The following is a 12725-nucleotide window of genomic DNA, read 5'->3' as shown; positions in this document are numbered from 1 at the left end:
TTGGCACACCGGCATCAGTTCCCAACGAGGAGCCCGTCCCCTCTTGGTGGTCACCGTAGTGGCGACTTCGGACCCGCGGTCGCGACCCCCAACTGCCGGTGGTTCCGGCCGGTACGCCTTCATCGCTGTGCGACCCGAGGCACGGCTGTAGGCATGAGGACGACCTTCACGTTGAGTTGACGGGTCAAGGACAGCAGCGTCCGCACGGACCCGCCGGCCACCGTCCGCGGCAGCTCGTACATGGTGTTCGGGCGCACACCGGCGTACTCGGCGACTTGGCGTGGCGTGAGGCCCTCCGGGTCGCGTCGTTGCCGCCGAATCTGACGCATCACGCCTTCCACAACATGGTGTCCCGGCTCGCCTTCGACTTCGAGGACGAACCCGAGCGCGCCCGCGATCGCCTCGACCGTGCCCAGCCGAGGCCACGTGCTGCCCTGCTCAACCTCGTTGACCACGGACAACGACACCCCAGCCTCGGTCGCGAGCCGTCGTAGCCCCCAACCGCGCAGATACCGCTCATCGGCCAGAACGTCGACCAGCGCCCGCCACGCTCCGACGACCTCCTCCTCGGCATCGTCGATGTAGGACAACGACGACTTGGGGCGTGCGGACCAGGCCCACCGCCACCGCCCGGTGCGTAGGTCCCGGGGTCCGCGGGGCGGCGGCCACGTCGCCGGTGTCGGGTCCTGCGGTTCCCGTGCCACGTCCGTCCCTTCTGACCGCTCGAGTGATTCCGTCCCGGATCGTACTGGGAAGTCGATCCCGGCGTGCCGGTTTCCCGATCTATCTGGCCACACGCACCGGCACCGTTCCCTCCGCACCCCCTCACCGGTGTGCCGCGATTGACCGCCCCACCAGGGGTCAGGGCCAGCCGCCATGAGTGCCCGCACCAGCGGGCCCTTGACGACTACGCCCCTGGAGTTTCAAAGATGTCCTCTCGCGCCCACCTGTCATCGGCCACCGACCAGTGGCCGACCCCGGCCGACTTCTACGACCGTCTGCACACCGAGTTCGGGTTCGTCCTGGACGTGTGCGCTGACGCCGACAACGCCAAGACGCCCGCCTACTACGCCTTGGACCACGCCGACCCGACCCGGCGGGACGGACTATCCCAGGACTGGGCCGCCGAGGCCGCCTACCTCGGCGGCCGAGCCTGGATGAACCCGCCCTACGGACGTCCGATTGGTGCCTGGATGGCCAAGGCGCGGCAGTCCGCCGCTGCCGGCGCGACCGTGGTGACCTTGGTGCCGGTCCGGGCTGACACTGCGTGGTGGCACGAACACGTCCTGGGCTCCGGTGCCGAGGTCCGGTACGTGCGTGGCCGGCTCACCTTCGGTGCCGCGACGAACACTGCCGCGTTCGCCTCGGCCGTCGTCATCTACCGCCCCACCGATGTCCCCGGCAGGGCCGGGCCGGTTGGCACGCTGGCTGCAAAGTCGCACACCCTGGACACCAGCGACACCCGGCACTCCAGCCCTGGCAGTACCACATCGGAGGCATCGCCGTCGGGCGCCGGAAGGGTGACTGTCGCGAGCGCCGCAAAGGACTCGTCCGAGGCCGAGCTTCGGTCGAGCGTGCGCCCGAACGAGGTGTCACTGGGTGTTGTAACAGCCAGTCCTCGGCCGGCAGTCAGAGACCTCGAGACCCGGCAGGATGACTTCAGCGGAGGGTGTGGGATTCGAACCCACGGAGGTTTCCCTCAGGCGCTTTCAAGGCGCCCGCACTCGGCCACTATGCGAACCCTCCCGTGCGTGGACCAGTCTTCCAGACACGGCTCTACCTTCAGCACCGAGTCCCGATTCGTCGCAGGTCACGCGCCAAAGGTGGTGCCGATTGCGCACCCGCGCGAACGAGCACCGTGGAGGGACATGTCCACCACAACGAAGGTCTGGCTCACCGTCAACGAAGCAGCTGCCCACGCTGGGGTCTCCCGCGCCTCCATGTACCGCTACTGGGAGGCCGGCACCGGCCCCCGCTTCACCACCACCCCCGGCGGCGCCCGGCGCGTCAAGACCGAGTGGGTTGACGAGTGGCTGTTCGAGAACGAGGCGGCAGCCTGATGGCCACGACGTACAAGGTCTCAGTTCACCAGCTCCGTATGCGAAACCGCGCTGACCGGAAGAACCCCTCCTACGAGCTCACGTGGGTGGTCGAAGGCGCGTTGAAGCCGTTCCGTCAGACGTTCAAGGTCAAGAAGCAGGGTGAGTCCGCTTGGTCGAAGCTGAACGCCGCCGCGAAGGACGGGGTTGCGTTCGACACCATGACCGGCCGCCCCGTTTCCGAGGGTGCCGGCGTGACGCCTACGGCGCTCGACATGGCGCGGACGATCTACCGGAAGGAGTGGAGCAACGCCGGAGGTAAGACGCGCAAGTCCACCGCGGAGAACCTCGCTCACGCCGTCGCGCTTCTCGTCGACCCCAGGCACGAAATCGACGACACCCGCCGCACGCTGCTGTATCAGGCTCTCTACCAGGGCGGCCTGTCCCCTGAAGGTCTGCGCAAGCCTGACCCTGAGAGCTCGCTCCGCAGGGACGGTCGCCTCAGGGACGGGCGAGTCCGCATCACCCGAGCGCACCACGAAGCCCTGAAGTGGTTGGAGCGGAACTCCATTCGGGTAGGGGACATCGACATGGATATCTGCGAGACGGTGCTGGACCGACTGTCAACGAACGTCGACGGCAGCCTCGCTGGGCCCAACACGCGCACACGGCGACGCAACGGCCTATCGAAGCTCCTTGAGCGTTCCGTGGTTGACCGCCACATCAGCTCCTCGCCACTGCGGTCTATCAAGACGAAGGCGGCCCAGACGGAGACGGAGACCATCTCGGAAACCTCCGTGGCTTCGGTTGCGTTGGTCCCCGCCGCGTTGCGCGCCATAGCAGCGAAGGGCGCCAGAGGGTTCGTCTTCGCAGCCGCGCTGGCCGTGGTGTTCTACGCGGGCGCACGTCCGGCGGAGGCGGTCGCTCTGCGGCTCGAGCACTGCGATCTACCGGAGACCGGTTGGGGCGCTCTGCGGCTCCGCAAGTCCGCTCCCTCCGCTGGCGGTGCGTGGACCGACTCCGGCGACACTCGCGACGACCGCGGGCTCAAGAGGCGCCAGTCGGGAACAGTCCGACGAGTGCCGATTCCTCCCGTGCTCGTCGCCATCTTGCGCGCCCTCGTCACTCGCCAGGAACTGACGTCCGGACTGCTGTTCACCACAACTACCGGCGCGATGCTCTCGGAGTCCGAACTGGGAGAGTTCTGGCGGTACGGCCGCTCGGTCAGCATGCCCGGTGCCGCCGTAGAGGACTTGGCGCGGGTGTACGACCTGCGGCACGCATGCGCGTCGCTGTGGCTGTTGAGCGTGCCGGTCGTAAAGGTAGCGGCGTGGTTGGGCCACTCCGCGGCAGTGTGCTCGTCCACGTACTTCCACGTCATCCCCTCCGATGAGGACCGGTGGTACCCGGCCATGGAAGCGTCGCTGCCGGTGTGACCGTTAGGTGGTCATCGAGCAACCCGGGCCTACTGCCTCGTAGTGTGACCCGGCACGGTGGTCGGAATGAGCGTTCACGGGTACGTCCCGACTCCGGACCTTGGCGCGTACTGCTGGGTGCTCACGCGGCCGCATAGCGAGGCAGAGGCAGCGAACAGCATCCAGGCCACTCGGTTGAGAACGTCATTCGCCGAATACCGCGCTTGGCATCTGACCAAGTTCGGCCGCTACCCCCTGTTCGATGCCCATGACGGAGTCCTCAGGCACCCGAGGGCGCACATGATCGAGTGGATGGAGGTCGAACCAGAGGATCTGCCTCGGATCGTTGCGCACCAGGTGGTCCTCGCTCAGGTTTTGCGTGCATGTGCAGTCCCGTACCTGTTCTGGAGCCGCCCGGATGCCTGGGATGTGGCGTCGTCCTGCCTCATCAACGGGTGGGCGGGGACAGACCGCCACCTGTACCTCTCCGTGACCGCCGCAACCGGCCAGCCCCACGGACCGGGCATCTGACGAGCCATTACCTTGAGGCCCGGGGCAGAGAGGCCAGGCAGGGGATTCCGGCGCCGGTGCACCAAGCGCGCCTGCTGTTCCTTTGGGAGGCGCGCCCGCAGACGCACCTTGTCCTAAGGTCCGCTTACTTCGGCGTCCGTCACCGATGCTAAGGACAAGGTGGATGCCTGCAGAAAGCAGGCTTGACCTGCGCGAATAGCGACAAGCTGTCCTCCAAAGCGACGTAGCGTCAAGCGCGCAACAACATAGGGACAGGAACGGGCCATCCCATGCGCGCCGAGACGCTGTACCGGCGGATGGACTGCCTGCCGCATCAGTTTCTACATGCCGACTGTGGGAACGATGAGCGGCGTCACGATGTGACGAGTGACCAGCATGCGTGCCCGTTTTGGCCTTGCAGTACTCCTGATGCTCTCAGGCTGGGTGTCACTGCCAGGCGAGGCTGGCCAGCCTCCGATCGCGGAGGTGGGGTCGGCTACACCTACCGCTCGCTCCACCGGCACCGGCACCGGTGCGCCTGCACTACGCCGCAAGCGCGAGGACCCCGCCCCGGCTGCGGGGGCGCTACAGCGGCGTCGTGGAGCAGGCCGGGTGGTGAAAGGCGCCACCTCGTACGCGTTCACCCAGCTGGACGGCCACGGTCGCCCGGCGCGGTGGGACCCGTGCTCTGAGGTCCCCATCGTCGTGAACTGGTCCGGCGCCCCGCAGGGTGCGAAGCATGACCTCATTGAGGCCCTCGCAGTGCTGCGGAGAAACTCCGGCCTCCGCCTGACACTGAAAGGCGTCACGCACCAGAAGCCGACTGGTGACTGGGGTACAAGGGCGTTGGCCGGCCGGACAGGATGGCCCCCCGTGCTGGTGGCATGGAGCCGACCTAATGGACGGTCACTCTCGGAGGGCGCCTCTGCCTCGACGACCACGGTCGTGATGCCTTCGCCTGCCGGGGGTCTGGTGTACGTCAGCGGCCAGGTAATCCTGAACCTCGAGCAGACCAGCCTCTACGAACCGGGTTTCGGCTCGGGGATGAGCTTGGGAGCGCTCTTGGAGCACGAACTCGGCCACCTCGTCGGGTTGGCGCACGTATCGGATAGGAGCCAGATCATGTTCGACACGATGGGCGGGGCTCCCACGCTCGGCACTGGCGACCGCGCGGGATTGCGCCGGCTCGGTCAGGGTTCCTGCCTTTCCAAGCCGGCGCCGTAGGCCCGCGGACGGGCCAGACCGCGGGAACAACGCCATCGTCAAGAGCCGACAATCATTGAGGTGATGAGGCCAACGGGACGTCGGGGTGGCGCTCTGCCAAGCGGTAGTGGATAGCCCCGCGCAGCCCTGGGGCACTGGCTGAGACAAGACCCTCTGCGACCAACGACTTCAGGACCCGGGCCGCGGGTATGGCAGACCGGCCGGGAAGCCCCTTGACCCTCGTGGCCAGTTGGTTGCCGGTCAGCGGGTCGTGGTGGTGCTCAAGAAGGAGATCGGTGACCAGCTTGCGGTATTCGGCGTCGCTGTCCACCTGCGGCGCACGTGCCGCCTCGGACTCTTGGCCATCTGGCGCAGTCAGTCGGATGGTGACGCTCTCGCCGCCATCAGCGACCTCGACGTGCATCACCGCAACAACCTTGCCGTCTTCGCGGTACCCCTCGCGGTCCTTGGCGCAGACGAGCTCAGCCCTACCCGACGAGTCCCTCGTGAACTGCTTCACCGACCGGAAGAAGAGGGCCATGCCGGACACCTGGTCCTTCTTCGACGAGGCACCTCGTGGCGCCGCCAAACGCTGCGACCCTTGATGACCCACGTGGTCGATGAGGAGGGAAGTGATGCGGCGGGTCGTCCACGGCTCCACGACGTGCTGCTGCCAGCGGACGTACTCGCCGGGGTCATTTTCGCCCAGCCCTGCCGCCGCAAGGTCCTTCGAGACGCTGTCAAGGATGACCAGCTCGACGTCATAGCGGGCCAGCCAGGTATCGAGCTGAGACCGTGCAGGCTGATCGGGCATCAGGGAGCCCGAGGGCTTCCAGTAGGCGATGCGCCCAGCCTGAGCCCGGTTGACCCCCAGGGCCTTCAGCCGGTCTCGCACCGTACGCCGGTTGCTCTCGCGGTCGATAAGAACGACGATGCCACCCGCGGCGGCGACCTGCGCTGCGGCGAAGTAGGCAAGGAACGACTTCCCTTTGCCGCTCTCGCCGTACAAGAGGTGGCTCTCGCCGGCGTAGAGCAGCGGGAGCCCACCTTCCACGGCCACCAGGGTCGGCTTCACCGGCGGCGTGTTGTCGTCCCATCCATCGCTCAGAAACTCAGGAAAGGTATCGCCCGTGGGCCGGGGAGCAGTCTCGAGTAGGGAGGCTCTTGGCGCGATGAACTCAGGGGCGCTCACTTCTCCCGTCTCCCCCTCGATGAGGACCCCGAGGGATGCCCTCATCGATTCGCTCCGAGGCCGCGCCCCGGCACAGCCAGCCACACCCAGGACGCGTGAAGAAGCTGGATGGACCGCTCCCGACTGCCGCGCCAAAGTCGGGGCCTGGTGAAGTCGAGTGCCCCGAACCCATGCAGCTCCTTCAGTGCGCGGTACACGCTGTCGGGCTGAAGTCCAAGGGCATCCGCCAGGTCCCTGTCGGACAGGCTGAGCACAAGCTGTGGCGTGGCGCCGTTGGCTGAGCCCGAGCTCCGGCTGAGATCGTCGAGAAGGGACGCAAGGGCGTCCGCCTTCGGGGTGAGGGGTTTGAGAGCCACTGTGGTCCTCCTTGATTAGGCAGACCCGGGTGGTCTGCCTGCCAGACCGTCCGCAACTCACTCCGGCACGCCAGCATCCGGAAGGTGTCCCGGACGCCTGGTCCAAGATCGAGGGTCGGCATGCCAAGACCCCCGTCCCCCGGACCCCTTAAAGGGGGTCCGGGGGACGGGGGTCTTGGTGAGGATGCTGGCGCGTACTGGCGCACTCGGGACAGTCAGACGAGTGGCCAGGGACAGTGACTGTGAGACACGCCTTGACCACACAGATGTCGTCGAGCGCGTGCCCGGCACCGTTTCGGGGGTGACTACGTCTGGGGAGAGACACGAGCCAGTGCTTGGGCCGCCCGGTTTCGAGGCCGATTCAACATTCTGGTCGTTGCTGGCAGCGGCCCTGAGATGTAAGGACCGACCACTGCCCCCGTGGTGGGACGAACGAACCGCTGAAATCGAGGCGCAGCAGTGCGATTGGCGGGCCAAGCAGGTTGCTCGCGCTTGGGCAGACGCTGACGCTTGGTCTGCCGTGGCTCAAGCCCGGGCTGATGGCTTCCCGCTGGACGTCGCATTGATGATGGCGCTACCCGACTGCCAGTGACAGGCGCCACCCATCCCGTAAAGACTGCACTTGGCCGCTCCCGGCTTCCCTCGCGAATGGTCCGTTCGGGGTGCCACCACGCAACAGCGCGTCGAGCCCAATCGGGAGGTCGCCCCAACAATCCGCGACGCAACGGCTCGCGCGCAGGCAGAATGCCCTTCATGGGGGCACTGAACCGGGACCCGCGTACGCGAGACGCAGCCAAAGTTCGTCCGTGGACGTCTTTCAGCCCCGCTGCGCATGACGCAGCTTTGCTTTCTGCGCTGGGTCCCACAGAGACCGTCGAGCACTTCATCCAGAACACCGCCCTGTTCGGCGGTGCAGTGCACACGGCACTCACGGACCGACGGCTCCTCATGGTTGCCGGCCTGGCATCCGCGAACATCCGTACTTTCGCGAGGCCACTGACGCTGCATTGGGGAGAAGCCGCCGGAGGCGGGCACGTGGTGCGCGTTGGCGGGCCGCAAGGACTGCAGGCCAAGATCGTTACCAGCAGGCAAGAGGACGCTAACGCCCTGCGGACAGCATCCAGCAACCCGCAGGCTCGCACGGCGTCGGCGAGCTCGACGGTCCCACCTTTCGCCACCGGCGGCCGGCCTCCTCGCGCGGCAACAACAGCCGAGTCAGGACGCCACCTCAGCTGGCAGGACGCCGAGGAGGTAGCCGTCCAGCACATGCTGCACTTGGGGTTCACGGACGCACGGCAGACCGCGCGCGGCGCCGATGGCGGCTTGGACGCTGTGAGCTCCAGAGCGGCCGCCCAGGTCAAGCACCACTCCGCTCCGATCGGGCGGCCACCGCTCCAGAACTTGGTCGGCGCCGCCACAAGGCATGAGTTCCGGCTGTTCTACGCCACCTCTGGCTACACCTCGTCGGCCATGGCCTACGCCGATGCCGAGAACGTGCACCTGTTTCGCATCAGCGACGTCGACACGGTTACGCCGCAGAACGCTGCGGCGCGCGCCCTGTCGGCCACGGCCCAGGCACGCCTGAGCAACCGCGGCGAACAGCGTCGTTTGGCGAATGAGCGCCGGGTCGAAGGAGACTACGACAGGGCCGCCCGCGACGCCGCTGCCCAAGCAGACGTGCTGCGACGTGCGATCACCCTCCGACTGCGACACCGATCGCACAGGGAGCGGCAGAAGGCTGAGAGGGGGCTGCTCGAGCTGGCCACCATCGTCGATGACATGCAGACCAGTCGCACCGGCGGCTCCAACCTCAGGGACCGAAGCGCCGCCCTAACGAAGGCGGTCAAGCAGCTCAGACGGCTCGCTCGCACCTACAGCTAAGGTCTCTACGCGGACGCGGCTGCGGACCGGACCGCCCAGCGACTGCCCGCTCACAGTCGACTCATGAAGCGACATGGAGAGACGGGTTGACCGAACCGGGCGCGGTCGAGACCGGGGGGTTTGAGCAGTCCCGAGCACAAGAACAGTGGTGGAGGCGGTGGGTGTCTCAGGCTGTCTCAACATGGGATCGCGGTTTTCAAGACCGCCGCACTAGGCCACTATGCGAGCCCTCCTGGGCACCCGGCACACGCCGAGATGACCGGGGAACACGGTAGCGCCACCGCGTGGCCACCCCGTCAGCGGAGCGGTCGATATGCCCCTGATCAGGCATTTCGTGGGGGACCGGGTTAGGGTCGAAGGAACCAAGCGAAGGATGAGAACCATGGGCAAGCTGTCATTCGTCGCCGGGCTCGCGGCCGGGTACGTCCTGGGCGCCAAGGCCGGCCAGAAGCGTTACGAGCAGATCCGGTCGCAGGCCGACAAGGTGTGGTCCAGTGACCCGGTCCAGGCCCGGGTGGGCACCGTCAAGGAGACCGTCGTGCAGACCGTCCGGGAGCAGGCACCCCTCGTGGCGGCCAAGATCGGCGACGTCGCACGGACCGCCGGGGCCAGCGCCAAGGAGCGCCTCACGGGCGAGGACCTCCCCGAGAGCCTCCACCGCGGCACCGACGGCAGGCTGCACGCCGACACGAACGGCTACGGCCCGGGAGCCGACAAGCTCCCCTGAGCCACACGCACGCACAGACGGCGCGGCACACCCCTCCGGTGTGTCGCGCCGCCTGCTCTCCCCGGGCGCCCCCGACGCCGGGAGCCAGGGCGACAGCGTCACCGGATGGGCCGCGGCCGGCGCGTGGTGACCCCCCTGACCACCACCTTCCGAACACCGGACCCATCCGGCAACCTGCCTCGAGGAACGGCCGGCGACGTTGCCCCCAGCGCCGCCGGCCCGAACTGGCAAACCCCTGAGCCAGCTCGGTGTTCCTCTGTGTCCGTCCCGCTCCCCCGACCAGGTCTGACGGTGGGAAGGAGCGGCCACCTGCCGTCCTGATACATCGCCGCCGAAAAAATCTCGAGACAGCCTGACCGGCCAGATTTCGGTGCCCGTCCGGTATCACCCGGCCCGTCTGGATCTCCTGTCAGATGACGCTTTCCCTCACTACGCTGAGCACCGCACTGCGTGGTCGGCACGACCTCAGGAGAACCCATGGCAGCATCAGCCCCTCCGCCGCCCCCGGGCCCGGGACCCACACCCTGGGTTGCCATCCCCCGTTCGGCGGCGCGGCGACTCGACGTGCGGGTCCTGGACCCCACGCGAGCGGTGCGGCTCGACGGTGACGATGCCCTGGCCCCGACGCTGTATGCCGGCAACCGCCTGATCGTGCGCGGGCTCGCCACCCGCTCCGCCGAGGGCCCGATCTCCGCACTCGCCGAGATCGCCGAGCGGATGGGGTACTCCGTCGAGGCCCACCGCGACGCCCGCTTCGAGGATCTCGTCGAGTCGAACGGCCTCGGCGAGCAGGTCGACGCGGCCACCGCCACGACGGTGGAGTTCCGGCCTCTGCCCAAGCGCCCTGTCGCGGCCCCGGACGCCTGGCTCATCCTCCAGACGCTGCGCGCCCAGGACCCCGAGTCCGCGAAGTCCGTCAGCCTGAGCCACATCGTCACCGCGACGGGGTACGGCTCGGGGGTCGGCTACGGGTCGGGCGTGGGTTACGGCTCGGGCGTCGGCTACGGGTCAGGCGTGGGCTATGGCTCGGGCGTCGGCTACGGGTCAGGCGTGGGCTATGGCTCCGGCGTGGGCGACGACGACGTCCAGATGCCCGGTGGCGGCCCCTCTCCCCGGTGCCCGGTCGTGTGGGCCGGCCCGGCGCCGCAGCCACAGGCCGACGCCAAGGGCCCCGTGGTCGCCCTGCTCGACACCGGCCTCGGCCAGCACCCCTGGTTCACCGACAACGTGCTCCGGGACATCACCGTCGACGGCCTGCCCATCGGCCTGCCGTCCGGTGGGCCCGACGACCCGGAGCTGGACGGATGCACCATCGACCGCGTCAACGGGCTGCTCGACCCCCTCGCGGGTCATGGCACCTTCATCGCCGGCATCGTGCGGCAGCACTGCCCCGAGGCCACGTTGATGATCGTGCCCGTGATGCGAGGCGACGGTGTGACCGACGAGGCGTTCCTCGTCAAGACACTCACGCTGCTCTACGTCCGGCAGCTGCTCGTCCAGTCGGGCAAGTCCTCGGACGAAGGGCCCGCGGTCGACGTCCTCAACCTCTCTCTCGGCTACTACCACGAGACGCCCGGCGCCTTCGACGACGAGCCGGCGTTCAGCGCCGTGCTGCGGGGGCTCGCGAGCACCGGCGTCGCCGTGGTCGCGGCAGCAGGCAACGGTGGCACCAACCACGAGTTCTATCCGGCGGCCTTCGCCGTCGCGGGTGACTTCGACGTGTCCATCGTCAGCGTCGGGTCCGTCAACCCCGACGGCAGGACCGTGTCGGTCTACTCCAACACGGGTCACTGGGTGCGCAGGTACCGCCGCGGGACGGCGGTCGTGAGCACGATGCCGCCGAGCTTCAACGGTAGCCTCCAGCCGGCCCTGCACCACGCCGGAGCCGGCTACCCGGTGCGCGGGTCCTGCGACCCCGACGACTACTCGAGCGGGTTCGGGCTGTGGAGCGGCACCTCCTTCGCCGCACCCGCGTATGCCGGCGGCCTCGCGGCCGCCCTGGTGCGCCACGGCTGTGGGGACGACGACGACCCGTGGAGCCGGGTCGAGGCACTCGCGCGAGCGGACTCGGCGCTGGAGGAAGACTCGACCGTCGAGGACGGTTCGACCCACGAGGACGGTTCGACCCACCAGGACGGGGCGCGGTGATGGTGGCCGAGGGCAACACACGCAGCCTCGCCGAGCTCGCCGCCGGCGCCTTCGCCGACTACCGCGACGGGCGGTCTGAGGCCATGTCGGAGCTGGTGGACAGCACGTCGACCTTGCTGTGGCACACCGCTCGGGCCCAAGGACTGAGCGGTCCGCAGGCCGAGGACGTCGTCCAGAACACCTGGCTGTCACTGGTCCAGCACGCGTCGGGGATCACCGACCCCGCCGGTGTCCTCAAGTGGCTCCTGACCACGACCCGGCGCGAGGCCTGGGCGGTGTCCAAGCGGGCCCGGCGCGAGGACTTCCGCGAGGACCTGGGCGATGCGATGCCTGATGCCGCCACCGCGACGAGGGACGAGCCCGCCGAGGTCGTCGTGCGCAGCCAGGAGCAGGGCGTGCTGTGGCAGCACTTCAAGGACCTGCCGGAGCGCTGCCAACAGCTGCTGCGCGTCATCGCCCTGGCCGAGCGACCCGACTACGCGCAGGTGGCCGAAGCGCTCGGCATGCCGATCGGCAGCATCGGCCCCACGCGGGGACGATGCCTCGCCAAGCTCCGAGCGGCCCTGCTCGGCGACTCAGGATGGGTGACGACATGACCCTCGACGACATGACACCCGACGACGAGTGGGGCTCCGCGGCGGACGGCGAGATCGACGAGCAGGACGTCCGGGCACTGTCGACGTTGCGCACCATCCTCCAGGCGAGCGACCCCGTGCCGACGGGGCTCGCCGAGCGGGCGAAGTTCGCGATGTCCGTGGCCGCCCTCGAGGCCGAGATCGCCGAGATCACCTCGACGACCGCGGAGCTCGCGGGGGTGCGCTCCACGCAGTACGACCGGGCCGGCACCATCACGTTCTCGAGCGACCACCTCACGGCGATGATCACGCTCGAGGCGGTCGTGGGCGGCAGTGTCCGGCTGAGCGGCTGGGTCACGACGGGGCCCACCCACGTCGAGCTGCGCGAGCGGTCGGGCACCCAGGAGACCACGACGGACGACGCCGGCAGGTTCACCTTCGCGTCGGTCGAGCGGGGGCTCGTCCACCTGGTGATGCGGCGCCTCGACGACCCACAGAGCCGGCCGGTCATCACCCCAGCGATCGAGATCTGAGGAGACGCCATCGAGGTTGCGGATCATCGGGTCGCCGATCTCCTGGCCCGGGGCAGGAAGTTCAACGAGGTCGGCAGGTTCCGTGACGCCGAGCGCACCCTCCGCCGAGCCCTGGCCCTGTCCGAGTCGCTGGACCACGACGAGAG

At 68.4% G+C, this 12725-nt stretch carries 11 protein-coding genes, 1 tRNA gene and 1 pseudogene; 9 read left to right on the top strand and 4 right to left on the bottom strand.

The window, feature by feature from the left end; genetic code table 11:
- Nucleotides 1-119: 119 nt before the first annotated feature.
- Nucleotides 120-590, bottom strand: coding sequence for a helix-turn-helix domain-containing protein (locus tag AC1DV7_RS12800; RefSeq protein ID WP_477597515.1), 471 nt, complete (start codon nucleotides 588-590; stop codon nucleotides 120-122).
- A gap of 339 nt (nucleotides 591-929) precedes the next feature.
- Here AC1DV7_RS12800 and AC1DV7_RS12795 point away from each other — a divergent pair.
- Nucleotides 930-1337, top strand: a pseudogene (locus AC1DV7_RS12795) (DNA N-6-adenine-methyltransferase); the annotation flags it as partial.
- Between the two features lie 326 nt (nucleotides 1338-1663).
- On the opposite strand, the gene AC1DV7_RS12790 reads toward AC1DV7_RS12795, so the two are convergent.
- A tRNA-Ser gene (locus tag AC1DV7_RS12790) sits at nucleotides 1664-1746 on the bottom strand.
- Nucleotides 1747-1868: 122 nt separating this feature from the next.
- Between AC1DV7_RS12790 and AC1DV7_RS12785 the strand changes: the two genes are divergently transcribed.
- The 3 genes from AC1DV7_RS12785 to AC1DV7_RS12775 all read left to right on the top strand — a co-directional run bounded on the left by AC1DV7_RS12785 (nucleotide 1869) and on the right by AC1DV7_RS12775 (nucleotide 5188).
- Nucleotides 1869-2060, top strand: a complete 192-nt coding sequence (locus AC1DV7_RS12785; RefSeq protein WP_477597514.1) for a helix-turn-helix transcriptional regulator — start codon at nucleotides 1869-1871, stop codon at nucleotides 2058-2060.
- Complete coding sequence (locus AC1DV7_RS12780) at nucleotides 2060-3475, top strand: tyrosine-type recombinase/integrase (protein ID WP_477597513.1); 1416 nt, start codon at nucleotides 2060-2062, stop codon at nucleotides 3473-3475. The genes AC1DV7_RS12785 and AC1DV7_RS12780 overlap by 1 nt, the downstream gene beginning before the upstream one ends.
- 1362 nt (nucleotides 3476-4837) lie before the next feature.
- Nucleotides 4838-5188: a matrixin family metalloprotease gene (locus AC1DV7_RS12775; RefSeq protein ID WP_477597512.1), complete on the top strand. Its 351-nt coding sequence runs from the start codon at nucleotides 4838-4840 to the stop codon at nucleotides 5186-5188.
- 52 nt (nucleotides 5189-5240) lie between these two features.
- Here AC1DV7_RS12775 and AC1DV7_RS12770 read toward each other — a convergent pair whose 3' ends face one another.
- Together AC1DV7_RS12770 and AC1DV7_RS12765 are read right to left on the bottom strand one after the other, a co-directional pair.
- Nucleotides 5241-6359, bottom strand: coding sequence for an AAA family ATPase (locus tag AC1DV7_RS12770; RefSeq protein WP_477597511.1), 1119 nt, complete (start codon nucleotides 6357-6359; stop codon nucleotides 5241-5243).
- 41 nt (nucleotides 6360-6400) lie between these two features.
- Complete coding sequence (locus tag AC1DV7_RS12765) at nucleotides 6401-6715, bottom strand: helix-turn-helix domain-containing protein (protein WP_477597510.1); 315 nt, start codon at nucleotides 6713-6715, stop codon at nucleotides 6401-6403.
- A gap of 753 nt (nucleotides 6716-7468) precedes the next feature.
- On the opposite strand from AC1DV7_RS12765, the gene AC1DV7_RS12760 reads away from it, so the two are divergent.
- The 5 genes from AC1DV7_RS12760 (at nucleotide 7469) to AC1DV7_RS12740 (ending at nucleotide 12579) form a co-directional block, all read left to right on the top strand.
- Nucleotides 7469-8596 (top strand): restriction endonuclease, encoded by a 1128-nt coding sequence (locus AC1DV7_RS12760; protein ID WP_477597509.1) that lies wholly within the window; start codon nucleotides 7469-7471, stop codon nucleotides 8594-8596.
- A 382-nt stretch (nucleotides 8597-8978) separates the two neighbouring features.
- A complete protein-coding gene (locus AC1DV7_RS12755) occupies nucleotides 8979-9323 on the top strand; it encodes a hypothetical protein (RefSeq protein ID WP_477597508.1) in 345 nt (114 codons plus the stop codon).
- A gap of 564 nt (nucleotides 9324-9887) precedes the next feature.
- Nucleotides 9888-11471, top strand: a complete 1584-nt coding sequence (locus tag AC1DV7_RS12750) for a S8 family serine peptidase (RefSeq protein WP_477597507.1) — start codon at nucleotides 9888-9890, stop codon at nucleotides 11469-11471.
- A complete protein-coding gene (locus tag AC1DV7_RS12745) occupies nucleotides 11471-12067 on the top strand; it encodes an RNA polymerase sigma factor (RefSeq protein ID WP_477597527.1) in 597 nt (198 codons plus the stop codon). Before AC1DV7_RS12750 ends, AC1DV7_RS12745 begins: the two co-directional genes overlap by 1 nt.
- Complete coding sequence (locus AC1DV7_RS12740; protein ID WP_477597506.1) at nucleotides 12064-12579, top strand: hypothetical protein; 516 nt, start codon at nucleotides 12064-12066, stop codon at nucleotides 12577-12579. Before AC1DV7_RS12745 ends, AC1DV7_RS12740 begins: the two co-directional genes overlap by 4 nt.
- Nucleotides 12580-12725: the final 146 nt, after the last annotated feature.

This window comes from Pedococcus sp. P2_E4 (assembly GCF_056403935.1).
This window is presented reverse-complemented; position numbering and strand designations above follow the sequence as displayed.

What these genes read in the sequence shown, in the direction of transcription:
- AC1DV7_RS12740 (WP_477597506.1), top strand. Translation starts at nt 12,064, where the DNA reads ATGACCCTCGACGACATGACACCCGACGACGAGTGGGGCTCCGCGGCG.
- AC1DV7_RS12780 (WP_477597513.1), top strand. Translation starts at nt 2,060, where the DNA reads ATGGCCACGACGTACAAGGTCTCAGTTCACCAGCTCCGTATGCGAAAC.
- AC1DV7_RS12755 (WP_477597508.1), top strand. Translation starts at nt 8,979, where the DNA reads ATGGGCAAGCTGTCATTCGTCGCCGGGCTCGCGGCCGGGTACGTCCTG.
- AC1DV7_RS12785 (WP_477597514.1), top strand. Translation starts at nt 1,869, where the DNA reads ATGTCCACCACAACGAAGGTCTGGCTCACCGTCAACGAAGCAGCTGCC.
- AC1DV7_RS12745 (WP_477597527.1), top strand. Translation starts at nt 11,471, where the DNA reads ATGGTGGCCGAGGGCAACACACGCAGCCTCGCCGAGCTCGCCGCCGGC.
- AC1DV7_RS12760 (WP_477597509.1), top strand. Translation starts at nt 7,469, where the DNA reads ATGGGGGCACTGAACCGGGACCCGCGTACGCGAGACGCAGCCAAAGTT.